Below are 25,802 nucleotides of genomic sequence, written 5' to 3' on the forward strand. Positions count from 1 at the left end.
CTCCTGAAAAAACCTCAACACCATAAAAGTACAATCCATTTCCGTATGTTCTTAAGACGCCATTTAGCGCACAAAAAAACGACGGAATCGCAAAGCAGCAAGCAACATCTCGTGCCATGAACTATTCACTGCGCGAATTTTCCAACCAGTAATAGCTACGATAAATGGATACAGCAAGCAGACAATCATTACGCCTCCCGCAACCAGCGTCACGTCGGTAAAGTGTGGAGGCATCATTAGAAGATAAGCACCCAATCCCAAAAACAATATGATGCTGCCCACCAAAGGCGGTGCCAGCGCAAACCACATCATGCGAACGTCCAGACCCAGTGCGCGATTGAGCAAGGTTTGTGAAATAGGGAATACCAGCAAAAAAGCACCGCAAAATGACAGACTCATACCAATCAGTCCAAAGTGATAGAAGGCTGCAGACAATGCGGTTGCCAACATTAATTGGGCGATGCCAACCATTACCGGTATACGATTTTTCCCCATTGCAAAAAACAGGTAGTCATTTAACTGGGTGATGGATGACAGGAGATACAAAATTGCAAGGGCGCCAATAGTTGGCGCTGCAGGTAACCACTTCGCCCCAAACACAGCCGTTATCAGAGGTTTCGCTAACACGGCTTGAAAACACAACAGCGGCGCAACGCAAAAGAACGTAATACCGAGTATTTTTAAATAGCCCTTTCTCAATGCTGCCAGATCCGTCCCTGCATTCGAAAACACCGGCAGCGCCACTTTGTGCATCGAACTGGCAATCACCAGATACACGGCTGACGTCACCCGCTTAGCCAAGTTATAAAGACCAGTTGCATACGGCCCAAGAAATATACTGACTAATAAAGAGTCGCCGTTGGTGTTGGCAAAGCTGAGCACACCCGACATTCCTACCTGACGAACATCATCCCAATATCTACGCATCAATGCACGGTCGAATACCAACCTTGGCAACCAGCGACTTTGGGCCACCACCAGCGCCAGGCCAAGACCGGATGCGGTCACTTGTTGCACCACCAGCGACATGCCGCCCCAGCCCTTGGTTGCCAGCGTGATGCCGACCACACCGCCAATCGATACCGATAGGATGGAACGAATAGCCAGTTGACGGAACATCATATTGCGCACCAACCTTGCCTCATAAGCGCGCACCAGACCGTAGAAAAGTACAGAAGCACTCATCCCCTGCAAAACAGTTTTTAAATCTGGAGCACGAAATAACGAGGACACCACTCCGGCCGAGAAAAACATTAGTCCTGCAAGGATTAATCCTGCCAATGTGCAGCAAGTAAAGACCCACGAATACAGACGGTCATTTGGTTCTTTGGTGCGCACGATCGGCATCGCTATCGCATCGAATACGACAAGACGGGTAAATAGAATAAAAAGATGGGCGACCGTCAACAAACCAAATGCATCCGGTGCCAAAAAGCGCGCCAGCACCGCAAAGATGACGAATGACAATATCTGCTGGGCGAGGTTATCCACAATCGACCAGATCGATCCTGACGCGACGCCACCCGCTTTTTTTTGCTTTATTGCGCCCATTTCCATAACTTTATATCCAGTTCTACTTTCATTTTTTCCCCGTTTCGGCTTCTGCTTTATAAGCTTCTACTAAATAGTAAAAACTCTCTAACCTCTACCAGTCGCTACATGGCCCGCTTCAATATCTCCACTTGCGGCTTTTCTCCGTTCTCATCGGGTTGGATGCTGAACGGATAGCTACCTAACCATCTACCGGTAGACCAGTATGTCCAACCACCCCATGCAGAAGTGTTTTTGGTGCCGTCAACCAATGCTGATAAGGCTTTCAGGCACGCTTCGTTTGGTGCCACACCAAATTCACCCAGAAACAGACGTTGCTTGGTCGAAATTGCCCATTGCGTGATGTTGGCCATGACCGTCTTCATGCGAGCGGTATCAACACAGGAGTTGTTGGTGCCAGAAGAATCAGCATCTGCGTATTGATGCGTTTCGAGCATGTAGTTATTGGCAGGATCGTGAAATGACCTAAACGCGTCGGCGTTTGAGGTGCCTGCATCCTTAGAAAACCAGGAATGCGCGCCACTCCAGCCTCCTCCAGGAACTAAAATCAGATTCTTTGCACCTTTTTTTCGCAAGGCTAGAACGGTTTCCTGCGCGGTTGCTGCCCACTCAGCGGTCGGCAATTTACTGGGTTCGTTCATCAAACCAAACGCAACATTGGCAGGGTCTTTGAAAGAGGGCTGAAGACGCGTCCATAGGTCGACAAATGCTTCACGCGGGACATCAACAGAGCCAATAGGCTTGCTGCGATATTCACCATAATTATGCACATCCAGAATCATACAAGCGCCGATGGAACGGGCATCGGCCACCGTGGATACAATCCTGTTTAACTCAGCGGAATCAAGTGCACCAAACAATTTAGGTTGCACTCGCTCCCATAGAAACGGCAGCCGAAAGGTATTCATTCCCAGCGACTGAAAATAACGCATATCGGCGATATCAGGATAAACATAATCTTTAAAAACCGTACCCGGCAGCTTCTGAGCAGCAAACTCTGCACCACTCAAATTGACGCCAACCAGCCGTTTGTTATCCAGACAATTAGCAACTGCCAAATGCGTCATAAGAAAGCATCCTATAAACATGCCAATGGAAAAAGCGCCTCGCGCTATGCGGGAAAATGCAAATGCATAGGAGCGACTTGCATTTTTAAGCATCGCCCTTAAGAAGATTTTCTTCATCGTTCATCACTTTCACAGAAAAGGGGCTGGGCATTAGATGCCATTGGAAATAACGGAAGTATTTTTTTCTTAAAGCTATTTCCCATCGTTTTAATCAACTGCGCTCCAGGCTTTTCAACTAAATGAAAATTAAGCCAGGAGACAATCAAGACAATGACGGAAAATATGACCAGAAAAATAATTTGAAGCGAGATCGACACCAGATCGTTGCTCTTCTCCGGAAGTAATCTCTGGAATAGATAAATGACCGGCATATGCAGTAAGTAAATTGAAAAACTACATTCGCCGCAGAAAACAATAAACTTATTTTCGAATAATAATTTTGCAATTGCGGAGGGAAACGTAAAGCTAAATACTAGAACCGCGCCAACCACAGCTGTCAAAATACTGCTATAAAATTCTTTATTGCTTAAAAATGGTAGCGGTAGGAGTCCACTTTCCATCACAATCATCAATCCGATCAACACTACGTGCAATGCAGTGATTGATTTTTTATCTTGCGTTGTTTTAATACTTGATCGGATCACACCAGCTATGACACCAAACAAAAAATAGTGTAGTTTTCCACCAATAAAAGTCCCTGGAAAAACATCCCGATAAGACAAAATTAGCACGCTTCCGATCACTAAAAATAGAATGCCGACGATATCAAATCGTGTTGTGTAACGGCTTGCAGCGGCCCAGATAATGACGAACAAGAAATAGAATTCAACTTCCGGTGTGATACTCCAAAAAACGGATACGTTGCCGGAGAACAAGAGATGGCGCAGAATATTTTTGCTTGATATCTCGTAGATAAAATTCGGATCAATATGTGTGTAGATGATGTAGGAAAGAAAAAGAATCACAAGATAAGCGGGCGCTATCCTAGAGAATCTGGATATCGCATAATTCGTCACATCCAGCGCTGAAAAATTCTTTCCGATATATAGATACGCCATCAAAAAACCACTTAATGAAAAGAAAATCATCACGCCGATTTCGCCTGAAAAATTTATTTTCAGTGGAAGAGAAAACCAACTCACTGCATGGGCGTAGACCACCATCAACGCCGCTAATCCGCGTAAACCGGTAATCGCATCAATTCTCGTTTTTATCATTTTTCATCAGACAGTTAGCTATTTTATAAATATTTTTTAAATTAAATTTAATAGACTGGTGCGCCTTAACTTGTCATCAGATTTTTATAAACATCCACATATTTATTGGCGATATGTCGCCAGTTATAACGATCCGCAAATTGCTGCATATGCGTCCGTCCCGCTATATAGTTACGTTGGTTTTCTTTGTGCAAATGCAGAAGCTGTTCAATGTTATCTTTGGTATTTTCTGCCGAAAGTAACATGCCACTTTGAGATTGTTCGACCAAATTGCGAAATGGGGGAATGTCGCTGAGAACTGGTGTCAACCCAGCGCTCATTGCTTCAATCGGTGCAATACCGAAACCTTCATGCCGCGACAAACAAATAAAGTAACTAGATTGCCCAATGAGTGCAGCCAACTCATCATCCGTTGGATTAGGTACTATTTGGACTACATCGGCCAGTCGATGCTCACGCAACCAGGTACGTAACTCGTCTGCAGTGTGATCGTATTCCCGTCCTGCAATAATGAGTTTCCAGCCCGGATGTTGCGTCTCTAACTGTTCAAATAACGCAAGCGTTTCGAGCAACCCTTTATTAATAGACCAGCGCCCGAAATAGATCAGCGTCTGCGTTGGCGTCGGTGCTGCCTGGTTCCTGTATTTTTCAACATTGACACCGTTTTCGATCACTGCCAATTTAGGTGATTTCACAATTTTTTTAAAAATGTCACCATCATTATCGCTAGTGGCAATAATTTTGTCGTACACCATTGAGGAGGCGCGCGTTACTGTATTGAAATAGACTTTTTTAAGTGTCGATGCAAATTTTGTGTGAAAAAATCCACCGTGCGTTGAGGCCACAAGCGGTCGACGATGTAAAGGCTTTGTCAACGCCATATAGTCAAAAAAGAAATCAACACCGTGGACATGAATGACATCAGCATCGGCGACATGCTTCAGTACTTGGGGACATAGCGGATATCGGGTAGTTCCGTGAAAAGGCAGACGCACCACGCCCACACCGTGGACAACCGCTTCAGGAGCCAAAAATTCGCTAGAGTTTCTGAACAATCGGTTGAGCGTAATAATCCTCGGAATCTGGTCGTGGTGTTCGCGCTGTTGTCGGGCGATATTTTGCACAACGTCTTCCATGCCACCGATGGAAGGAGAATACTGACGCACAATGTGCACGACTTTAATAGGCATGTGAGATTCCTTTTATGTGCGGGAGGGTTTAGAAGCGATTTCGAGGAGCGTTGACAGCGCTCCCTTTTCACGGCCGACTAGACAGCCGACCAGAAACCAAAGAATGCCAGCAGTCTTTAATGCAAATAACGAAGTGCCACTGACGCACAGGATCAGGGACATATACAGGGTGATATAGGCCCGAAAGCGCTCACCTCTTTCATCTTCCATTTTGAGCATCCAAAAGGAGAGCCACAAAAAGAGGCATAGGACCAAACCAAGGCGGGTCAATAAAGAGGGATAACCCATGTCGCCGAAACTGATATCGAATCCATCTACGCCAAAAATCATGCCAAGATTCATATTCAGCAACATTTTTCCACTGACATAAAGCCGTCCGATCACGCTGTCGCTATAGCGACCGTCAAAGAATATGGCGATGCTCAACAGCATCCCGACGCTAAGCACTGGCAAGACAATCATCCAGACATTTTTTTTGCAGAATGGGACGCAGCGCATCAATACCAGCGCTGCTACCGTAATCATTCCGTAGCGCGAGTCGCTCAATGCAATCATCGTGACGGCAGAGAAGAGAAAGAACAGCATTTCCTTAATTTCGTCACGTCGCTTGCATAAGCCCCAGGCACCGACGATCACCGCAAAATTGCCAAGCGATACAGGCTCCAAAAAGATGGACGATACCCGGTGATTTCCAAGTAGCGCCGGCAAAATCGTGCGCCCGATGCCTTCAGGCCGCATCCCGTTCAATCCCAGTACACTACCCTTAGCCCAGTTGGAGCCCGCAGCCAAACTGCCTTGGCTGACATAGTAAGAAAAGATATTAAAAATGCGAGAAAATAAATCCAGGAATAGCAATTCGAAAAATCCAAAAAATAGCACCACCACGACCATCATCTTCAATAAACGATCAGCATAGTTGAGGTCACCGATCTGACGTCCAAGTCCGTAAAACAGGATAGGAATCATCACATCCCTGAATCCTTTCGGGTCCAGTTGATTGCGAAAAATGGCCATCAGAAACAAGTACGCGCCAACCAGCGTGGCAACGGCAACGAATTCAAGCCGGATGCTTTTGACCAATACGATAAGGCAGGAGAGGTAGATAAAGCCTTCAGCCAATCCGACACCCGACATAGAAATCGGATGCACGTTGGTATGGATCGCGCACAGGGCTGCTTGATATACTAGTGCTACCATCAAGATCCAAAATACCAGACTCTTATCCGGAATTGCCACACTGACCTGACGAGGAAAAATAAAATTCCTGATGCTTGATAAATATTGCATACGACTGATTAACCTATAGTGATGCAAAGAATACTAAATACATGTAAGTACCGCTAAAGCGGGAAGCAATGCAGCAACGTAGAACATGATTTTTGTATCTACTTTGTTTTGCGACATTCTTTTCATATCCGTTATTGCTAATAATCGATAACACAACCAAAGAAATACAATGGCTCGTGCGTCAAAAAGTGACGATCACTGAACCTACAATTTCGGTACCGCTGTGGCGGAGTTGCTCACTAAAGGCGGTGAGTTCTGTAATACCTGTGTAATTCTTTCGCACCACTACCAATGCGCCGCCCGCGTGCGCAGCAATATTCAGTGCATCAGCGGCGGTTGCAAATGCTGGTGTGTCATACAAAATGATATCGAAACGGTCGCACAGAGCTTCATTCACCAAACCTAATGCCGTACCACTCATCAACTCATCAACATTCGGCATCATTGAACCTGCGGGAAGTAAAGAAAGGTCAATGAACGCTTCCATAGGAGAGAGCAGATGTAAACCGGCATTGCCTGACAACACATCCGCCAATCCATCTCCAGAGGGCAAATTAAATAGACTGTGTTGACTTGGCGTACGCAAATTGGCATCGACGATCAATGTCTGTTTGCCCAGTTGCGCGAAGACGACTGCCAGATTGGCTACCAGCAAACTGGTTCCATCGCCCTGATTGACGCTGACAAGCGCCAGTGTCTTGTTACCCTCCCCAAACCAACGCCGCATCAACTGACTACGGATACTGCGCAAGGCCTCAACTTCTGCGCTAAACGGTTGATAGGCCGCCTTCAAAGTGGGGGGATAAGTTCCTTGCTCCGCCAACAAATAGGGATAATCAAATTGACGTGACAACGCCATTTGAATGTCGGTCTCGCTGATCACTCCAAGCCGCATCGCGGCCTCACCAAAAGGAATACCTTCTTCCTTTTGCAGATTTCGGATGCTTGCCAACTGCTCCAGCGTAATCTTGCCTTGCTCAAGCAATATGCGGCCTAAATTTGCATCTCTTCGGACCGTTGCAGCAGGACTAAGAATAGAGCTAACGGAGTTGTCCATATTGATTAACCTTTTATCTCTGGCTTTGCACGGCTGGAAACTAATCGATTGGCCGACGCAACTTTTTTGGGTCCCGCACTACCCCAATTTATTGTGCCAAGCACTGGTGCGCTCAATGCTTTCGCTGCATCGCTATCCGATCTCACGCGCCGATGTGCTAACTCTTGCAATATCGCTAATGCAAATCCAAGCATCAAGCCCATCATGACCGACAGCACGATGTTGAGCGGAATATTGGGACTAGCTGGACGCACTGGCGTCGTTGCTGCATTCAGTAGCGATACATCCGACTGGTTGGAATTACCTTCCAATTCCGATTTTGTCAGACGCAAATTGACTGCGTCGTAAGCACGCTGTGCGTTGTCGACATCTTTGACGAGAACAGATAGGCCATCGCGGGCGCGGTTAAGTTGCAATACCTTGGCTGTTTGAGTCGCTAATGCTGCGCGTACTTCTGCTTCACGCTGCCGTAATATGCGCCCGTTGTTTGCAGAGCCATTATTGGTGGCACTAATATTGCTATTTAGTTCAGCACGCAGTCTATCAACCTCAGCTTTTGCGGCCTGATATTGTGGATGGTTCGGTGCCAGATTTTTTGACAATTGTGCAAATTTCCCTTCTGCCAGCGCCAACGAAGATTTCAGCGTTTGAATCAGCGAATTCGCGATCACATCTGGCGAATCCCTGCCACCGCTACCCATTGCCTGATTAGCACGCGACGATGCCTCAATTGCTTGTCCTTGCGCAGCGACCAGTTGACTAGACAAGTCATTTAAGCGTGCCGTTTCAACATCGAGATGATTGTCAGTACTGACCAATCCATGCTCCTGCTGATAGGCCGACAACTTGCTCTGTGCAGCCTCCAGATCAACGCGCAAGCTTTTTATCTGACCGGTAAAATACGTTGCCGCTTGTCGCATCGGGGCGACCTTAATCTCCAGATTAACTTGCTGATAGGCATTTGCAAAACCGTTTGCAATTGCTGCAGCGAATCGTGGATCCTTGCCTTTGGCATTGATTTCAACCACGCTGCTCTCGCGCGCGGGTGATACATCCACCATTTTCAACAACATATCAGCCAGCCAGTCACGGATTGTTTCTTCTCCCTTTGTGCTATCGGCGAAACGCTGCTTAAAGACTGGATCGTTAGCCAGACCAAGATTGTCGACTGCTTTCAAAGCAACACTTCTGCTGATCACAATATCCATCTGTGTCGCCATATATCCCGCCACCAATTGCGCTGGCAAAACCTCTCCAGATACTGGATCGGTCCCTTTATAGTTGAGCAACATGGTGCTTGACGCCTTATACGTTTTTGGCAAAAACAGACTGACTAAAGTCGTTGCCGCTACGATCAGGATCAACGTATAGAGCACGATTTTATAGCGCGCACGCAGGATAGTTAAAAGCTGATAAAAAGTCATGAGAGCACCTCTCGAACAGGGCTATTCAACAATAAGATCGCAAGCGACAAACCGTCGACACGGCTCATAGCTATCAAAATAAACTTTCTTTGACGTACACGACATCATCCGGTTTAAGCTCATCATCATTTTGCACGCCGATCATTACCGTTTTTCCATCAGCGTCGCGGCGTTTAATACGCAAGCCGCGCTCGGTCCCGCGTGGTGTGAGGCCACCGCCAATTGATAGCGCTTGCGTCACGCTCATGTTTCGCTCAAGGCGATAGCCACCGGGATGCTGGACTTCACCATAGATGTAAAACTTGGGAGCGCGATCCACATACACCATGTCTCCATTCATCAGATCAAGATCCCTCGTCATGTCAGCTGAGTGGATCATATCGACCAGATTGACAACTCGCTTACTGGTTTTTCCATCACGGGTACGAATGATGGTGGCGGTATCGCCGCCGTCAGGACCGACGCCACCTGCAACAGCCAGCATATCGGTCACGGTGCGTGTTCCATTAATTGGATACCGACCGGGGCGCAAAACCTGCCCAAGCATCGAAACCTGTTGGCTCTGTAACTCAGTCACCATGATATTGACCTGCGCCTTGAGCAAAAAACCACCGCTAATTAACAAACCTGCGATCTTTTTTTCGGCATCCGCAGTCGATAAGCCACCGATACTGACATTGCCGATAAGCGGAAATGTCACACTACCGGACTCACTGACTTTGGTCTCCAGGCTCAGGTCAGGATTGCCAAATACTGCTATTTTCAAGCCATCGCCGGGGCCAAGCTGCATATCGGCTGCTTGTGCAGAAATTGCTGAAAGTGCCGATACCACCAGCAACATCATCAGCAAGGCTGCGTAGAATTTTTTTATCATTGCCTTCATCCTCATAAGTTATTTCTTTTCTACTGTCGTATTGACTACCATCTTCTGGTCGTCTAAATCTTTCCACTATTTCACTACATACATGGTCAATGTCATCAAGTCACTCAGCGGTATATGTCTCATGTTGATAACGAATCTATTTTTTATTCAACGCCGTGACCGGATGCGATTTCTCTTCGATATTCTCGCTATCATTTTTGTCCACATAGTCGAGTTTGGCCAAAGGACGTAAACGTGCGATTTCTGTCGCAGCGACCTCTTGCATTTTTTTATTCAATAAAAATCGCTCGATCTGGGAAGCAGCCTGTGAGGCCGGAATCGGACTATCGACCAAATCGGTAAGTGCACAGAGTAAATCTCGTTCTCCGTCCTTCAGAACAAATAAATGATTTCCCCCCAAGTTCTGAAGCTTGCTAAAAACTTCAGCAGGAAGATCGGCATTGGTGTAGGAAACAGCATTTTTGACATACGCAATTTTGTGCGCAGTCAACCACGCCTCCACCTGACTAAGTGATGTTCCTGCGTCCATGACAGCTTTAAGCGATTGACTAAAATCTTGCGAAGCGATGCTTAACTGACTGATATCTAACACCTTGCGATGTGCGAATAACTCTGGATGACTCCGAAAATAACTATCGATATCTTCTTTAGATGGCCTGACGGTTGTTCCTGCTTCGGATTCCAGATAAGCCTGGACAATTGTCTGCGTTTTATAGCGCTCAATGGTCTGCACGACTTTTGGATCGCGATCAACTTTGTTACGCTCGGCTTCTCCCAACAAGATTTTCCTATCAATCAACGCTTCCAATGCCTGCTTACGTGCGGTTGGTCCGACCGCCGCCGCTGTACCGCCCCCGTCCTGTGCCGTACCAGCGCTTGCTAATTCCGCGTCTAACTGATGGGCCGTAATCTCGCCACCATTGACTCTTACCAATATCTTGCTGGTATTCTTATCCCTGTCACTACAGCCTGATAAGCCCATAGCAGCAAGAGGTAGCAGCAACATCAGTATCCCTACACCATTTATGCGGTGAGCTGAACTAATGTTGCGGGTTGCATTAAACTGTTTTGAGCAATTCAAGATCCGACTCCCACGAATAAACAAACGACAACACAATTTTCTTATTTTTCTCATCAACGCAGCCTTAATCAGGACTAGCAAATAATCGATCAGGCACTTAGTCTCCCCATCATTTTTGATATAGGAAAAAAGCCAATCGATGAGCGCATGGGACGACGGCGAATCTGGTACAGCAACAAACCAAGCCCTACCAAAAAGATGGTCCAAATTTCAGGCTTTTGAGGCGGTTGTCGCTTAAAATTTTTGAGAAAGTAATACAGCGAATCATCCACAACTGCGACACTTGACACCATTTTTTTTGATACGCTACTTCCATCGCCAATGCCTGAAAAATTTCGGGTGATGGCATCGGTATTCGCCCAGGCGTCGTGCGATCCCTCTAATGCAGAAAAGATCACACGGGGCGCGACGGGCGAACTGAAGGATCCAAATTGCGCGGGATACTCAGACTTCGGCATTTCGAAACTAACGCGCTCGACATTCTGTGCGTTAGCGCCGCTATAGTTATCAACATCATGGCTTGATCGCAGCGTGCTTGCGCCATGCGGAGCGAGCTGAAAAATCGGCGTTGCGGCGACAGCAATATTTGCTTGACCTGCAAATAAAAAACTCAACAACAATATGGCTATTTTCATCATATTTTCCTTTAAATATTCATAGAGCATCGCGCATCATTTGCGCCTCAAATAACCCGGTCAAAACCCCACCATCAAATGCTGATATCAACATCAGCTTTGATATCTCCTCCGCCGTTTTTCGTTGTGAAATTTTCACACCACGGTTTAGTAAGCATTATCTTTTTTCAACACTTCTTTGACGGTACGAACAATGATCAACAGATCCAATCCTAGCGACCAGTTGCGTAAATATTCCAAATCAAATTCAATCCGTGAGCGCATTTTGTCCAGCGTATCGGTCTCGCCACGAAAACCGTTGACCTGTGCCCATCCGGTAATTCCAGGTTTCACTTTGTGCCGCAACATGTAACCCTTGATCAGCTTGCGATACATTTCATTGTGCGCAACAGCGTGGGGGCGCGGTCCGACGATACTCATGCGACCTTGCAACACATTGATAAACTGCGGTAATTCGTCCAGCGAGGTGCGACGTAAAAAACCGCCAAAACGCGTTACCCTCACATCGTTTTTGGTGGCCTGATCGACCACTGCACCATCTTCGCAAACACCCATCGAGCGAAACTTGTAGACGACAATTTCTTCGCCATTTAATCCATAGCGGCGCTGCGAAAAAATAATTGGACCAGGTGAAGATAATTTCACTCCAATTGCAATGGGTAACATAATAGGCAACAACATAATCTGAATCAGTAGCGCCAAAACGATATCGCTCCCCCGCTTCAGAACGCTACGTAAACCGGTGAAAGGTGTCTCACAAATACCGATAACCGGAATACCGCCCACGTGATCCAATCGCGCCTGAATCAGATCGAAGGTATAAATGTCGGGTACAAAATAAACCGATGCAGTCGTATCCCGTAATTCCTCCATTAAGGCGGCCAAACTGGGATGTGCTGACATCGGCAGACAAATAAAAATTGTCTTGATTTTTTGCTCACGTACATAAGGACCTACGTCAGCAATCAAACCAAGGTACGGACTTGATAATTCAGGTGACCGAGTTGCTTCATCGTGATCATCAAAAAATCCTCGTACGTCAATACCCGCATTGCTACGTGACGTCAGGCGACGAAGAATATCTATGCCGGGATCGTTCGACCCAACAACAATTGCAGTCCGTACTTCACGGTCCTTCCCCACATTGAATGCCAGTCGATAAGCGGTCAAGCGGCTCAATAGAAGCGCAAATGGCGCAAGCCCGAACCAGGTCCAGACGACATGATCCGAGAACTCATAGCGCAGTCCGGTACCCTGGCCAATCAACGTCAATGCAGCTACGACAATTGACCAACCCAGGAAAATATCGGTGGCAAATGCGAGTTTGTTACCAATATGCAGAGTACGATACAGATCAATCTGTTCATAGATAAAAGATGAAATAAAGAAAGCAATAATCATCAGCGCCAAATAGTCGCCGGTGAACATTTCATCCTGCACGGTGATGATCAGATACAACAAGCCAAGAATGATGGCGGGATCAAGCAAACGCTTGAAGAACGAAACGAGGGGGATATCATTCTCGGTCATTTTGTCCTACCTTAAAATGCATAACGCGTGTTGAGCATGACGCCGTTGCTTACGTATCCGCCAGAAGAGTCAGCGAGCACTTGTGTACTGCGACTGCCTGATAGTTGCCACTCCCATTTTGGGGTTGGGTTATACACCACCGTCAATGCCGTGTTACGGAGGACGTCATTCATATCAGTAGAACCGATAGTGCCGGATGCCGAAGATTGGCTAAAATCTCTCTTCTGATATTTGAATTGCCCAACCACGCGGATTTTTTCCGAGTACTGCCAACTGGTTGCCACACTAGCGCCGTGATTTAAGGAGTAGACCGTCGATAGATCATCCACTGCGCCAATCTCCCTCCAGGCAGCGATAGTAAAAGCCAGTCTTTCGGTCGGTAGCCAGTCTGCAGAAAGGCGGGAATTGAAACCTTTAAAATCACGTACAGAAAACGCATCTTGCTTTCTGCTCACCCATCCACCAAAGAAGTGAAGACGCGTTCTAGCCGTTAACAACCAATCTATTTTTGCCTTGATTTCATCCTGGTTATAACCATTGAAAACTGATACGCCGCCACTCTGTTCGGGATTCGGAAAATCTGCGCGTGTGTGACGCAATTGGAGTCCGATAGTGCTGCCGCTGGCGGCAAGATAATCGATTCCAAATTCGGTTTGATTCTGTGCGTTATTACCCGTTTGTTGCGATGCCAGGTCATACCATAATTTGCTATGTTGGAGGCCTGCATGCACGCGCCAACTAGGATGGAATAACCACGATCCATTCACATACGCAGTCTCTTGCGTCCGTATATTAGCTTCCAGCAAATGGAAGTCAATGAAAGGCGTCAGACCTTGTGAATAGGTAACGCCCGCGTTACCCTCAACGTGATCGCCAGCATGCCAGTTCCAATTGGCGGATACATTTTTATCCAGATGATTGAGCTGATCGAATCGTTCGTATTCGACATTCGTCACATTTAAATTTGCAGTCAGATGTTGTTGACTAATACTTTTGTCTAGGGCCAGACCAAACTGCGCGCGACGTGTTACATCGGATAAATTGTTCCCTGCACCCATACCCTGCGCAACGCCCGAGTTCTGCAATCGCAGCAAATTGTCATCGTAACTTATGCCATAACCAACATAAGGAGTAATGGAATCAGCGGCCGGCGTCATGATATCGGCAAGCGGAATAGTATCTGTCGGCACCAGGTCACTCGTATCGGCTAGAGCCGCTACGCATGAACACATGGGTATCAGCAAAATGGCTTTCCAGCGAAACCGCCTGAGACCGACGCGGCGTTTTAATTTATTCATTTACTATCTTTCTTGACCGTCAAATGACATTCCGAAGTCAGCAATCCAACGCCCACAAACATTTTTGTTAGCTATTTACATATGCAAAAGATGCAAAAAAAAATTATTGTTGAAAAATAATTATTTCAAAACTAAAAATTTTCTACACGAATCGAAATAATGTGTTCTTTGTTACTATTTTTTTAGTAACGTCGCGCATCGAAACTTATAAAAACTTAATTAAAATTTAGCTGAATAAGGGCCGACTAATCGTGATGAGCGAGTGACGGACAGTGGAGGAAAGGAACCGAAAGAAGGAACTAAAAGAAGGATGTGAAGGGTGTAAAGGATGTGAATGGCATGCATGTAGCGTCTTCATTAGACGCCGTAACAACTTGCGCTCGAAGCGCAGCAAGGACTGTACACATATTAATTGCGCATCAACCGAACGCGCGGCATGGGCAGCGAAATACTTAAAATCGCAAGAGATTAGGAACAGCAGTGAGCTAATTTTTTGCATCATTAATCTTTTGAAAAGTAATATTTACATTTGGCATCTGGCGCAGTATCGAAGACAAAAATACCGTCGATAAACCGTTCTCGTACTCACTTATATTTAAACGAGAGAAATAAATTTGTTAACTTTTCCTATATCCATAACAATGTTGTGGCACAACATAATGACCCGAGATAATTCTGTAAGTTCAGTTCTGGATCGATTTGTTACATTTTCTTTTGAGACTCGTCCCACATAAAAAAATAAGCCTCACCTCAGCAAAAAAATAACTTCTTAACTCGTTTCGTAAAAAATTCCATCATCTCTCAGAGGTAAGCTGGTAGCCGATCCGTAGTCATATAGCTATGACTTTAAAGCATCAACATTACAAATTAGCAGAATATATACAACTATTTTTGGTACACTACGAATAGTTGTATTACGAGGTATTAAGAGACAGATTTTTCTGAGAATGATTTTGATGCAATGCACCAAAATAGCTCAAAAAAATTAGTCATGAAGGGATAATTGATGGTTTTACTAAATTTTGTAAATGTTAAATATGGGCGATAGTTGATCGGATATACATGTTTAATTTCTCATTGTTTTTAGTTCAACCCTCAGAAACTTTAGATTTAATTTTGGAAGCATTAAAAACACTTTTTCCAAAATAAATCTGATGATCTGTTGTATTTTTTAAAATATAAAAATATCTTCCTCGAATTGGCAAATAACTGATTAATCAACTTGACATACAACATTGATCCTCTATATTGTGCATATACATCGATGTAGATGCATACATAGAAAGAGGTAGATATGCAAATTGAATGCACTTGCTCAAAGTTACGACAACTGACACGTAAGATGACTAGTATTTACGACCAGCATCTAGCTACTGACGAACTCACCATTGGTCAATATTCGCTGCTATCCCGCATCGGCCAGTTTGGTCCGATTGGTGCCATACCTTTAGCTACAAATATGGGTATGGATCGCAGCACGATGAGCCGGGCTCTCAAACCATTGATTAGCGCGGGCTGGGTCCAAACAGTCGATTTACCGTTGGAAATGTTGACTGATAAACGCTCATTCGGACTTAGCCTGAGTGACGAAGGAAAGCGTAAATGGGAAGACGCCATGCCAAACTGGCATAAAGCACAGGAAGAAATTAACCACATATTAGGAAAAACAAACCATCAAAGTTTGATGGCGCTCGTCGATGCTGCCAACAATAAATTTCTCCATATTTAATATTATTTATGCATAACACTATACAAACCATCATGGCGCGCACACGCTTTAATTACGTGTGGATCGTCGTCGGCATCACATTTTTAGTATTGCTCTCCGCAGCCGGCATTCGGGCAACGCCGTCGGTAATGATCCTGCCGCTAGAACATGAATTTGGCTGGACCGTCACGACAATTTCATTTGTCATATCGGTCAATATTGCGCTATACGGTTTAATCGGTCCATTTTCTGCCGCCGCCATGCAACGTTACGGCATTCGTCCCATCGTATTAGGTGCATTGGTATTACTCGCCGTCGGCACAGCGCTCAGCACCTTTATGACGATGCCTTGGCACATGGTTCTGGCCTGGGGTATTTTGGTCGGTGCAGGCAGTGGCGTTGCCGCCAACACGCTCGCAGCCACGATCGTTAGTCGCTGGTTCGAAACCAGACGCGGTTTGGCGATGGGATTATTAACAGCTAGTTCGGCCACCGGGCAAATGGTATTTTTGCCACTAATGGCGTACATGGTTGAGCATTTTGGCTGGCGTTCGGTTGCGATACTAGTCGCCAGCGTGGCGGCATTAGCGATTCCTCTGGTCGCCATATTTTTACCAGAGCGTCCACAAGATATCGGTTTGAAGCGTTACGGTCAACTCGAAGAGATTCACCCGGAAGCCGGCGCTACGTTAAAAAATCCGTTGTCGATCGCTTTCGATGCTTTACGCAAAGTCGTGAAAGTACGCGATTTCTGGCTACTATTTTTTAGCTTCTTTATTTGCGGGATGAGCACTAATGGGTATATCGGCTCGCACTTCATTGCGATGTGCGGCGACTATGGCATTTCTGCAGTTGGTGGTGCCAGCATCCTTGCAATGATGGGACTTCTAGATCTGGTAGGAACAACCATGTCCGGCTGGTTATCCGACAGATACAATCCACGCGTGCTCTTGTTTTGGTATTACAGTTTACGTGGCGTTGCGCTGATTTTCTTACCACATGCATTTGGCCTTAGCTATTATGGCTTGCCTATCTTCGCCATATTTTATGGCCTGGACTGGATTGCAACCGTACCACCCACTGTAAAGTTGGCAAATGATGTCTTCGGCCGACTTGCCGCACCGATTGTGTTTGGCTGGATCGTCGCTGGACATCAATTGGGTGCAGCGAGTGCCACCATGCTGGCGGGTACCTTACGCAATAGTTTGGGGACATACAATGCATCATCGATGATGATGGGGGCGGCATGCCTTATTGCAGGGATATTGGTACTGAAGATCAAGGGTCATCGGGTGGATGGCGGTTTGATCACTCCAAAGCCCGCAATGAGTAGCTGATTGCGCTAATCGTCGCCCTCATCTGGTGGGCGGTGCTGAAGCGCTGAAGTCTGAGATACTACGACAAAACAAAAGGGGCTCTCAATACTGAGAACCCCTTTTACATTTTATAAAACACGAACGGCGCTTTTCAGGCGAGGCTGACCAAAGTCAGTAACTGATTTCCTTCCGTCACCTGGTCACCGACTTCATAGTGCAATTCTTCGACTACACCGGCGCTCGGGGCTGAAATAGGGTGCTCCATCTTCATCGCCTCCATCACTAACAATGGCGCGCCCTTGGCAACAACATCACCCTTCTTGACGTGAATCGCAACAATCTTACCTGGCATTGGCGCAGTCAGGCGGCCGGCTTCTGCTTCGGCCTCTCCCGAATGGGCCATCGGGTCCGCATAGGTCAGCACGGCATGCGTACCCGATGCGAACACGTGAAATCGCTCACCTTCCCGCACCACCGTACCGCGCACCGTCTGGCCATCCAGTTTGATAGTCAGATCAGTCCCTGCGCGCGCGATAATGCGCATCGCCGATGCAGTCTGCTCAAGACTGATTGTCCAATCGCTTTGGTGGTACGCGACGGTCAAGGCATAAATACGTCCATCGCCAGGACGGTCAGCATGGTCGGATTCATCAACATAGGCGACTGAGCGTGACATGATGCTATTTAAGCGCCACCCCGAAGCCGTCGACCATGGATCACTACGATTAGTTGTGGTTTCTTTTTCCGCATCAAGCAGAACAGCGGTGGCCAATGCCAACAAAGCGAAAGATACCGATTTGGTAGGCGGAAATAACGTCTCCTGATTCCGTTCGATCAGGCCGGTGTCAAGGTCGGCGCTTGAGAACGCATTGCTAGCGATTAACCGCTTTAAAAAAGCGATATTCGTCGCTACACCAACAATCTGATAGTCAGATAAAGCCTGTCCCATGCGTGATAGAGCCTCCCCGCGATCAGCGCCCCAGACTATCAGCTTGGCAATCATGGGATCATAAAATGGCGAAATGGCATCACCCTCACGCACACCTGAGTCAATACGAACCGCTTGGGTGGCGCCATCGGAAGCAGTGAGTGCCAATTCATTCCGCCTGAATGCGAGCGCTTGGGGAGTGCGCAAATGACGTAACGTTCCAATCGAAGGTAAAAAACCTTTTTCTGGATTTTCTGCATAAATCCGCGCTTCTATTGAATGGCCATTGATCTGCAACTGCTCTTGCTTCATTGGCAGTGCTTCACCAAAAGCAACCCGCAATTGCCACTCTACCAAATCGGTTCCGGTAATCATTTCAGTTACCGGATGCTCAACCTGAAGCCGGGTATTCATTTCCATAAAATAGAACGAACCATCCTGATTGGTGATAAATTCTACCGTCCCGGCCCCGACATAGCCAACCGCCTTGGCGGCTGTCACTGCGGCGTCGCCCATCGCCCTTCGGCGCGTGGTGGTCATTCCCGGCGCAGGTGCTTCTTCCAATACCTTTTGATGACGGCGTTGCACTGAGCAATCGCGTTCGAATAGGTAGACGCAATCACCATGCTGATCGGCAAACACTTGGATTTCAATATGACGCGGACGTGCCAGGTATTTTTCCACCAATACTTTATCATCGCCAAAACTGCTGATTGCTTCACGCTTGCAGGAGATGAGCGCCTCCTTAAAATACTCGCTCTTTTCGACTATCCGCATCCCTTTGCCACCGCCACCAGCGCTGGCTTTTAACAATACCGGATAACCCATATTGTCGGCCTGAACCTGCAAAAATTCTGGCTCCTGATTCTCGCCGTGGTAACCGGGTACCAGCGGTACGTCGGCTTTTTCCATGAGTGTCTTGGCGGCAGACTTCGAACCCATTGCATCAATTGCAGATGCTGGTGGACCGATGAAGACTACGCCAGCGTCCTCGCATGCGCGAGCAAATCCGGCATTTTCAGACAAGAAGCCGTATCCGGGATGGATCGCTTGCGCACCAGTAGCCTTGGCAACCGCCAGAATGACATCGGCTTTTAAATAACTGTCCTTGGCCGCAGATGGTCCGATCAACACCGCTTCATCGCACATGGCAACGTGCTTGGCATCGGCATCTGCTTCGGAGTAAACGGCGACCGTTTTGATACCCATTCGGCGGGCAGTGGCAGCAACCCGACAGGCAATTTCTCCCCGATTAGCGATCAGAATTTTTGTAAACATGACGTACTTTCGAAAAACTTTTAGGGAAAACAGACAGACCGGTGTTGGGCGCACATGATGTGATTACGCACATCTTTACATTCTGAAAACACCAAATTTGGTATCGGGAATCGGCGCATTCAAAGCCGCACTTAATCCCAATCCAAGCACCGTCCGCGTATCTGCAGGATCAATTACACCGTCGTCCCATAATCGCGCACTGGCGTAATACGGATGGCCCTGGTGCTCGTATTGCTCCTTAATCGGTTGCTTGAAACTTGCCTCCTCCTCGGCACTCCATGCACCACCTTTTCCTTCAATACCATCGCGCTTGACCGTCGCAAGTACGCCAGCGGCCTGATCGCCACCCATTACCGATATACGCGCGTTTGGCCACATCCATAAGAAGCGCGGTGAAAATGCACGACCGCACATACCGTAATTGCCAGCACCAAAACTACCGCCAATAATCACGGTAAATTTTGGCACCGCGGCGGTCGCCACTGCCATTACCATCTTGGCGCCGTTACGTGCAATACCCTCATTCTCGTACTTTCTGCCCACCATAAAGCCATTAATATTCTGCAAGAACACTAACGGAATTTTGCGCTGACAGCATAGCTCTATAAAATGTGTTCCCTTCAGCGCCGACTCTGAAAACAGAATACCGTTGTTGGCAATAATGCCGACGGGTATGCCGTGAATGTGGGCGAACCCGCATACCAGCGTCGTGCCATAGCGCGCCTTGAATTCGTCAAAATTGCTGCCATCAACGATGCGTGCAATGACTTCGCGTACATCGAACGGTTTGCGCGCATCTGTCGGGATGATCCCGTACAATTCTTGTGCTGCAAACTTTGGCTCTACTGATTCGCGCATCGCCATGTCATATTTCTTTTGACGATTCAGATTCGACACGATCGTGCGCGCCAGAGATAACGCATGTAAATCATTTTGCGCCAGATGATCAGCGACACCTGATAACCGCGTGTGCACATCGCCGCCGCCCAAGTCTTCAGCGCTGACGACTTCGCCGGTCGCCGCCTTAACCAACGGTGGTCCAGCCAAAAAGATGGTTCCCTGATTTTTGACGATGATCGACTCATCGCTCATGGCGGGAACATACGCACCGCCAGCGGTGCAAGATCCCATGACGACTGCGATTTGCGGAATACCTTTAGCGGACAAATGCGCCTGATTATAAAAAATCCGCCCGAAATGATCCCGGTCGGGAAACACGTCATCCTGGTTCGGCAAATTGGCACCCCCACTATCGACCAGATATATACACGGCAAGTTATTTTGCTCGGCGATCTCTTGTGCGCGCAAATGTTTTTTAACGGTCAGCGGATAGTAAGTACCACCCTTGACCGTGGCATCATTGCAAACGATCACACACTCCTGCCCGACCACGCGACCAATACCGGTAATGATTCCGGCGGACGGTGCAGCTGCCACGCCGTGCTGATCTTTGTACATATCGAAAGCCGCAAGTTGCGATAATTCGAGGAACGGCGTACCCGGGTCGAGTAACATCTGGACACGCTCACGCGGCAATAATTTGCCGCGGGCGATATGCTTGGCGCTGGCCGCTGCACCGCCGCCTTCGGCGATAAGGGCAACCTTGGCTTTCAAGTCATCAACAATCAGTTGCATCGCAACGGTGTTCGCCTTGAAATCATCGGAGCGCGTGGATAGTGTTGATTCTAAAGTTGTCATCAGATTGGTGTCGATAGCCGTTATTTAATTAAGCGAGAATCTGAGAACGAAAGCGCTGTAGACCACTCTGCGTCTTTAGGAGAGAGGACCTCGCTTCTATATTTCTCAAGCAGGAGCCCACGTTTTTTATCCGCTGCCTCTATGGCGCGTTCCTTGACATGTCCAAAGCCACGAATTTCATCGGGGATATTCGCTAGTTTGATCGCAAACGCGATGTTGTCAACGGTCAATGAAACGCTAAACTCATTAATCATCTGAATATAGTCCTCGATCAGGAAACGCTCTGTTTTGCGCTCTTCAGAGTAACCAAAGATATCAAAGCGTGTTCCACGCAAGCCTTTGCACTTAGCAAGCACACGAAATGCTGGCAGCATCCATGATCCAAAATCCTGCTTGATCAATTGTCCCTGACTATTGCGCTTAGACAGTAGCGGCGGCGCAAGATGAAATTTAAGTTGGTAATCTTTGCCCGGTTCACCCTCAAATTGACTTCGCATTTTTTCAAGAAATGCTGGCTCTGAATACAAGCGAGCAACTTCGTACTCGTCTTTGTAAGCCATTAGCTTTGCCAGATTCCGTGCAACCACGATAGCGAGTGCGCTGCGCGACCCTTCGTTGATTTCTTTTTCCTTGAACCGAATACGTTCAACAACATCACGATAGCGGTCGGCATAAGCCTGATTTTGATAGGCACGCAGCAAGCTTTCACGATGTGTGATGACCTTGTCGAGCGATTCTGGCAAATGCATCACAATAGCGCTTTCGGTTGCCGAAGACGCCAGATCGTCGTGCTTTTCTGATCCATGTTGCGCCAGATATCGCCCCCAATCGAACGCCAGCTTATTTTTTTCCACGGCAACACCGTTTAATTCAATGGCGCGAATCAGACTTTCATAGGCTAACGGAATCCAGCCTTTTTGCCAGGCGAAGCCAAGCAGCAATGGGTTAGCGTAAATCGCATCACCAAGGTGCATCAACGCGCGCTGGTTGGCATCCAAAAATTCACACGCATCCCCGATACTCTGACGTAATGCATTTTCAGTTTCAGTCGTAGGGAAAGCCCAGTTCCGATTGGTGAGAAATTCTGCAGTCGGCGTTTTCGCACTGTTGATGACCGCACGTGTGATATCGCGGCGGGTTTTCGACAGAACATCCGCTGATGCCGAAACAATTGCATCACAGCCGATAATCAGACTTGCCTCGCCCATGGCAACACGGGTGGCGTAAATTTCATCCGGTGTCGGCGCAATTTGAATGTGACTGACAACAGCCCCACCTTTTTGCGCCAAGCCGGCCATATCTAATACCGTAACGCCTTTATTTTCAAGGTGCGCCGCCATGCCAATGAGGCCGCCAATAGTGACCACGCCAGTGCCGCCCACACCGGTTACCAAAATACCATAGCCTGACGCTAACGGCAGGATCTCGGGACGCGGCAGCAATGTAAAATCAGGCGTTTCACCACCAGCTTTTTGTCCTTTGGATTTGCTCGCTGGCTTGCGCATCTGCGCGCCTTCTGCCGTCACGAAGCTAGGACAGAATCCATTCACACACGAGAAATCCTTATTGCACGAAGATTGATTAATCTTGCGCTTGGTACCCAGTGGCGTGACCAGCGGCTCTACTGAAAGACAGTTTGACTTGACCGAGCAATCGCCACAACCTTCGCACACCGCGTCGTTGATGAACACCCGACGCGCTGGATCAGGATAAGTGCCACGCTTGCGGCGGCGGCGTTTTTCAGTTGCGCAAGTCTGGTCATATATTAATACCGAAGTTCCCTGCGTATCACGCAACTGACGTTGCAGATCATCCATTTGATCGCGGTGATGGACGGTAACGCCTTCTGGTAACCGAATTTTAACAGTGTATTTCTCTGGCTCATCGGTGACGATAATAATCTTTTGCGCACCTTCTGCGTGCATCTGATGGGCAATCTGGGGCACCGTCAATATGCCATCCACTGGCTGACCACCGGTCATTGCCACGGCATCGTTATACAGAATTTTGTAGGTCACATTTGCGCTAGCTGCAATTGCAGCGCGGATCGCCAACAGACCCGAATGGAAATAGGTACCATCACCGAGATTAACGAAAATATGTTTGTCGTGCGTAAAGTGCATCTGCCCTAACCAGGATACGCCCTCGCCGCCCATTTGGCTAAAGGTCTCGGTACTACGATCCATCCACATGGACATATAGTGGCAACCAATGCCGGCCACGGCCCGCGATCCTTCCGGGACTCTGGTAGAAGTGTTATGCGGACAACCGGAACAAAACCACGGTGGCCGCTCGGTCACGGCGAGCGTTTTCTTGGCTTCATTTTCTTTGGCTTCAATGATCGCCATACGCGCTTGAATACGAGCACGAATATCATCCGGAAGATCAGCTTTTGCCAGTCGCGTTGCGATGGCTTTGGCAATCAGAGCCGGTGATAACTCATAACGGGCTGGCAATAGCCAGTCACCACGTGGCACCGACCATTCACCACCTTCATTGTCGCGCTCATCGAATTTTCCGTACACCTTGGGCCGCACGTCATCACGCCAGTTATACAACTCTTCTTTCAATGCGTATTCAAGGATTTGACGTTTCTCCTCCACCACCAAAATTTCTTCCAGTCCGGTCGAAAAAGCTCTGGCATCTTGCGCATCAAGCGGCCAGATGCAACCGACCTTTAGTAGACGAATACCGATCTTGCTACAGGTCTCATCATCCAGTCCGAGTTCAACCAGCGCCTGACGCACATCCAGATAAGCCTTACCGGCAGTCATGATCCCAAAGCGCGCAACCGGTGACTCGATCACGACGCGATTGAGTTTATTTGCACGGACATACGCAAGAGCGGCATACCATTTATAGTCAAATAATCTGGCTTCTTGCGCTAGCGGTGGGTCCGGCCAGCGAATACTGACGCCGCCTTCAGGCATCGCAAAATCGTCTGGCAACACAATCTTGACCCGTTCCGGATCCATTTCAACCGAGGCTGTCGACTCGACCACATCGGTCACACATTTCATACCAACCCACAATCCCGAATAGCGACTCATGGCCCAACCATGTAGACCGTAATCGATATACTCCTGCACACTGGATGGATACAAAACGGGAATACCAGCGGCAATTAGTGCGTGCTCCGATTGATGCGCCACTGAAGAGGATTTAGCAGCGTGATCGTCACCAGCCAGCAATAACACTCCGCCATGTGGCGACGTACCCGCCGAATTGGCGTGCTTAAAGACATCGCCAGATCGATCTACGCCTGGCCCTTTTCCGTACCACATACCAAACACTCCGTCGTGCTTGCCAGTTGGCCACAAATTGGTTTGCTGTGTTCCCCATACTGCGGTTGCGGCGAGTTCCTCATTGACCCCCGCCTGGAACACAATATTATTGACTGCCAGGTGTTTTTTTGCTTTCCATAAAGCCAGATCAAGCGCACCCAGTGGGGACCCACGATAGCCGGAAATATAACCAGCGGTGTCCAAACCGTGCAATTGATCACGCTGCTTTTGCAACATTGGCAACCTGACCAGCGCTTGCGTTCCACTTATATAGACCCGACCTCTGTCGACCGTATATTTATCGTCGAGGGAAACCGCTGTTAAAGCGTCTAGCATCGGAGGTGACAAGGGAGAGTTCACGCGATTTGCCTCTTAAATTTTAATTAGGAGAACAGTATATTTATACGGTAATCTTTGGTACAACGACAAATATGCATAGTCGGTATCGGAAAAACGCATGGCATCTAATCTTACGCTCAGACAGCTGCGATATTTTGTCGCGGTGGCGCACGCGCAACAAATTTCGTTGGCTGCCATTGAGGAAAACGTCTCGCAATCCACCATCAGTAATGGTGTTATTGCTATCGAAGAAGAGTTGGGAGTGCGCTTGTTTGATCGCCTGCCACAAGGTGTAGCCCTCACATCTGAAGGGCAAGATTTTTTGCGGCATGCCAAACATATACTGGAGTCGGTACGGGATGCGGTAGAAAGCCCGCGTTTTAAGGAAAAAACCTTATCGGGAACGGTCAGAATCGCCGCTTCTTACACTTTACTTGGCTATTTTTTACCAGAGCAAATGGCACGATTTCGGGCCAGCTATCCCGATGTAGAAATCCACTTACAAGATATGAACCGGCGCGATGTAGAAGATGCGGTGCTTGCCGGAGAGGTCGATATCGGCATTGTCATTTTGTCTAATGTTCAGCAGCAATCCCGGTTTGAGCATGCGGTTTTGGTACGGTCCAGAAGACAGTTATGGGTTGCGCCCAATCATCCATTGGCGCAAATTCGTTCTCCGTCGCTGAAGGATATCGCCGAATTTCCGTATCTGTTATTGACCACTGACGAGGGCGAACATTCGGCCCTTGATTATTGGAAAAAAAATCGGCTGCATCCAAATATTGTCATGCGGACCGGATCAATCGAGGCATTGCGTGGATTGGTTGGTCACGGTTTTGGGGTCACCGTGCTGTCCGATATGGTGTTCCGACCATGGTCGCTTGAGGGAAAACGCATAGAGGCGCGTCCGGTATTCGATATGGTGCCGCATATGGATGCCGGAATGCTATGGAAGCGCCAGCCAACGTTTTCGGAAGCGGCGCAAGCGTTTCAGCAATTTCTTATTCAATCATTTGGTATATGAACACGCA

At 47.7% G+C, this 25,802-nt stretch carries 18 protein-coding genes; 3 read left to right on the plus strand and 15 right to left on the minus strand.

What is annotated here, in order from left to right; genetic code table 11:
• Positions 1-63: 63 nt before the first annotated feature.
• The 12 genes from RGU75_RS22340 to epsL form a co-directional block, all read right to left on the minus strand.
• Positions 64-1,557, minus strand: coding sequence for a lipopolysaccharide biosynthesis protein (locus RGU75_RS22340; RefSeq protein WP_322239804.1), 1,494 nt, complete (start codon positions 1,555-1,557; stop codon positions 64-66).
• Between the two features lie 98 nt (positions 1,558-1,655).
• Entirely contained in the window at positions 1,656-2,618 is a 963-nt protein-coding gene (locus RGU75_RS22345) for a glycoside hydrolase family 5 protein (RefSeq protein ID WP_322239806.1), read from the minus strand.
• A 113-nt stretch (positions 2,619-2,731) separates the two neighbouring features.
• Complete coding sequence (locus RGU75_RS22350; RefSeq protein WP_322239808.1) at positions 2,732-3,835, minus strand: acyltransferase; 1,104 nt, start codon at positions 3,833-3,835, stop codon at positions 2,732-2,734.
• Between the two features lie 65 nt (positions 3,836-3,900).
• Positions 3,901-5,025 carry a glycosyltransferase family 4 protein gene (locus RGU75_RS22355; RefSeq protein WP_322239809.1) on the minus strand — a complete coding sequence of 375 codons (1,125 nt, stop codon included), beginning with the start codon at positions 5,023-5,025 and terminating at the stop codon, positions 3,901-3,903.
• A 12-nt stretch (positions 5,026-5,037) separates the two neighbouring features.
• The gene (locus tag RGU75_RS22360) at positions 5,038-6,222 is read right to left on the minus strand and encodes a polysaccharide polymerase (protein ID WP_322239811.1); all 1,185 of its coding nucleotides are present in this window, start codon (positions 6,220-6,222) and stop codon (positions 5,038-5,040) included.
• Positions 6,223-6,493: 271 nt separating this feature from the next.
• Positions 6,494-7,369 carry a chain length determinant protein tyrosine kinase EpsG gene (locus tag RGU75_RS22365; protein WP_322239812.1) on the minus strand — a complete coding sequence of 292 codons (876 nt, stop codon included), beginning with the start codon at positions 7,367-7,369 and terminating at the stop codon, positions 6,494-6,496.
• Positions 7,370-7,374: 5 nt separating this feature from the next.
• Positions 7,375-8,793 carry a chain length determinant protein EpsF gene (gene epsF, locus RGU75_RS22370; protein WP_322239814.1) on the minus strand — a complete coding sequence of 473 codons (1,419 nt, stop codon included), beginning with the start codon at positions 8,791-8,793 and terminating at the stop codon, positions 7,375-7,377.
• Between the two features lie 73 nt (positions 8,794-8,866).
• Complete coding sequence (epsE, locus tag RGU75_RS22375) at positions 8,867-9,676, minus strand: polysaccharide export protein EpsE (RefSeq protein WP_416186892.1); 810 nt, start codon at positions 9,674-9,676, stop codon at positions 8,867-8,869.
• Between the two features lie 136 nt (positions 9,677-9,812).
• Positions 9,813-10,682 (minus strand): EpsD family peptidyl-prolyl cis-trans isomerase, encoded by an 870-nt coding sequence (locus RGU75_RS22380; RefSeq protein WP_322239817.1) that lies wholly within the window; start codon positions 10,680-10,682, stop codon positions 9,813-9,815.
• 164 nt (positions 10,683-10,846) lie between these two features.
• On the minus strand, positions 10,847-11,395 hold the full coding sequence (locus tag RGU75_RS22385; protein WP_322239819.1) for a hypothetical protein: 549 nt from the start codon (positions 11,393-11,395) through the stop codon (positions 10,847-10,849).
• A 144-nt stretch (positions 11,396-11,539) separates the two neighbouring features.
• Positions 11,540-12,922 carry an undecaprenyl-phosphate glucose phosphotransferase gene (locus tag RGU75_RS22390; protein WP_322239820.1) on the minus strand — a complete coding sequence of 461 codons (1,383 nt, stop codon included), beginning with the start codon at positions 12,920-12,922 and terminating at the stop codon, positions 11,540-11,542.
• A gap of 11 nt (positions 12,923-12,933) precedes the next feature.
• Positions 12,934-14,220: an XrtB/PEP-CTERM-associated polysaccharide biosynthesis outer membrane protein EpsL gene (gene epsL / locus RGU75_RS22395; protein ID WP_322239822.1), complete on the minus strand. Its 1,287-nt coding sequence runs from the start codon at positions 14,218-14,220 to the stop codon at positions 12,934-12,936.
• Between the two features lie 1,342 nt (positions 14,221-15,562).
• On the opposite strand from epsL, the gene RGU75_RS22400 reads away from it, so the two are divergent.
• Both RGU75_RS22400 and RGU75_RS22405 read left to right on the plus strand, forming a co-directional pair.
• The gene (locus RGU75_RS22400; protein WP_322239824.1) at positions 15,563-15,949 is read left to right on the plus strand and encodes a MarR family winged helix-turn-helix transcriptional regulator; all 387 of its coding nucleotides are present in this window, start codon (positions 15,563-15,565) and stop codon (positions 15,947-15,949) included.
• An 8-nt stretch (positions 15,950-15,957) separates the two neighbouring features.
• Complete coding sequence (locus RGU75_RS22405) at positions 15,958-17,265, plus strand: MFS transporter (protein ID WP_322239826.1); 1,308 nt, start codon at positions 15,958-15,960, stop codon at positions 17,263-17,265.
• A 130-nt stretch (positions 17,266-17,395) separates the two neighbouring features.
• Here RGU75_RS22405 and RGU75_RS22410 read toward each other — a convergent pair whose 3' ends face one another.
• The 3 genes from RGU75_RS22410 to RGU75_RS22420 form a co-directional block, all read right to left on the minus strand.
• Positions 17,396-19,450, minus strand: a complete 2,055-nt coding sequence (locus tag RGU75_RS22410) for an acetyl/propionyl/methylcrotonyl-CoA carboxylase subunit alpha (protein WP_322239828.1) — start codon at positions 19,448-19,450, stop codon at positions 17,396-17,398.
• A gap of 75 nt (positions 19,451-19,525) precedes the next feature.
• On the minus strand, positions 19,526-21,148 hold the full coding sequence (locus tag RGU75_RS22415) for a carboxyl transferase domain-containing protein (RefSeq protein WP_322239830.1): 1,623 nt from the start codon (positions 21,146-21,148) through the stop codon (positions 19,526-19,528).
• Positions 21,149-21,168: 20 nt separating this feature from the next.
• Positions 21,169-24,792 carry an indolepyruvate ferredoxin oxidoreductase family protein gene (locus RGU75_RS22420; RefSeq protein ID WP_322239832.1) on the minus strand — a complete coding sequence of 1,208 codons (3,624 nt, stop codon included), beginning with the start codon at positions 24,790-24,792 and terminating at the stop codon, positions 21,169-21,171.
• A gap of 97 nt (positions 24,793-24,889) precedes the next feature.
• On the opposite strand from RGU75_RS22420, the gene RGU75_RS22425 reads away from it, so the two are divergent.
• Complete coding sequence (locus RGU75_RS22425; RefSeq protein WP_322239834.1) at positions 24,890-25,795, plus strand: LysR substrate-binding domain-containing protein; 906 nt, start codon at positions 24,890-24,892, stop codon at positions 25,793-25,795.
• Positions 25,796-25,802: the final 7 nt, after the last annotated feature.

It is taken from the genome of Glaciimonas sp. CA11.2, from assembly GCF_034314045.1.
Classification (GTDB): Bacteria; Pseudomonadota; Gammaproteobacteria; order Burkholderiales; family Burkholderiaceae_D; genus Glaciimonas.

Coding starts and splice junctions, on each gene's coding strand:
- RGU75_RS22385 (WP_322239819.1), bottom strand. CDS start 11,395: ATGATGAAAATAGCCATATTGTTGTTGAGTTTTTTATTTGCAGGTCAA.
- RGU75_RS22400 (WP_322239824.1), top strand. CDS start 15,563: ATGACTAGTATTTACGACCAGCATCTAGCTACTGACGAACTCACCATT.
- RGU75_RS22410 (WP_322239828.1), bottom strand. CDS start 19,450: ATGTTTACAAAAATTCTGATCGCTAATCGGGGAGAAATTGCCTGTCGG.
- RGU75_RS22390 (WP_322239820.1), bottom strand. CDS start 12,922: ATGACCGAGAATGATATCCCCCTCGTTTCGTTCTTCAAGCGTTTGCTT.
- RGU75_RS22355 (WP_322239809.1), bottom strand. CDS start 5,025: ATGCCTATTAAAGTCGTGCACATTGTGCGTCAGTATTCTCCTTCCATC.
- RGU75_RS22380 (WP_322239817.1), bottom strand. CDS start 10,682: ATGTTGCTGCTACCTCTTGCTGCTATGGGCTTATCAGGCTGTAGTGAC.
- RGU75_RS22350 (WP_322239808.1), bottom strand. CDS start 3,835: ATGATAAAAACGAGAATTGATGCGATTACCGGTTTACGCGGATTAGCG.
- epsE (WP_416186892.1), bottom strand. CDS start 9,676: ATGAAGGCAATGATAAAAAAATTCTACGCAGCCTTGCTGATGATGTTG.
- RGU75_RS22360 (WP_322239811.1), bottom strand. CDS start 6,222: ATGGTAGCACTAGTATATCAAGCAGCCCTGTGCGCGATCCATACCAAC.
- epsL (WP_322239822.1), bottom strand. CDS start 14,220: ATGAATAAATTAAAACGCCGCGTCGGTCTCAGGCGGTTTCGCTGGAAA.
- RGU75_RS22425 (WP_322239834.1), top strand. CDS start 24,890: ATGGCATCTAATCTTACGCTCAGACAGCTGCGATATTTTGTCGCGGTG.
- RGU75_RS22345 (WP_322239806.1), bottom strand. CDS start 2,618: ATGACGCATTTGGCAGTTGCTAATTGTCTGGATAACAAACGGCTGGTT.
- epsF (WP_322239814.1), bottom strand. CDS start 8,793: ATGACTTTTTATCAGCTTTTAACTATCCTGCGTGCGCGCTATAAAATC.
- RGU75_RS22340 (WP_322239804.1), bottom strand. CDS start 1,557: ATGGAAATGGGCGCAATAAAGCAAAAAAAAGCGGGTGGCGTCGCGTCA.
- RGU75_RS22365 (WP_322239812.1), bottom strand. CDS start 7,369: ATGGACAACTCCGTTAGCTCTATTCTTAGTCCTGCTGCAACGGTCCGA.
- RGU75_RS22405 (WP_322239826.1), top strand. CDS start 15,958: ATGCATAACACTATACAAACCATCATGGCGCGCACACGCTTTAATTAC.
- RGU75_RS22415 (WP_322239830.1), bottom strand. CDS start 21,148: ATGACAACTTTAGAATCAACACTATCCACGCGCTCCGATGATTTCAAG.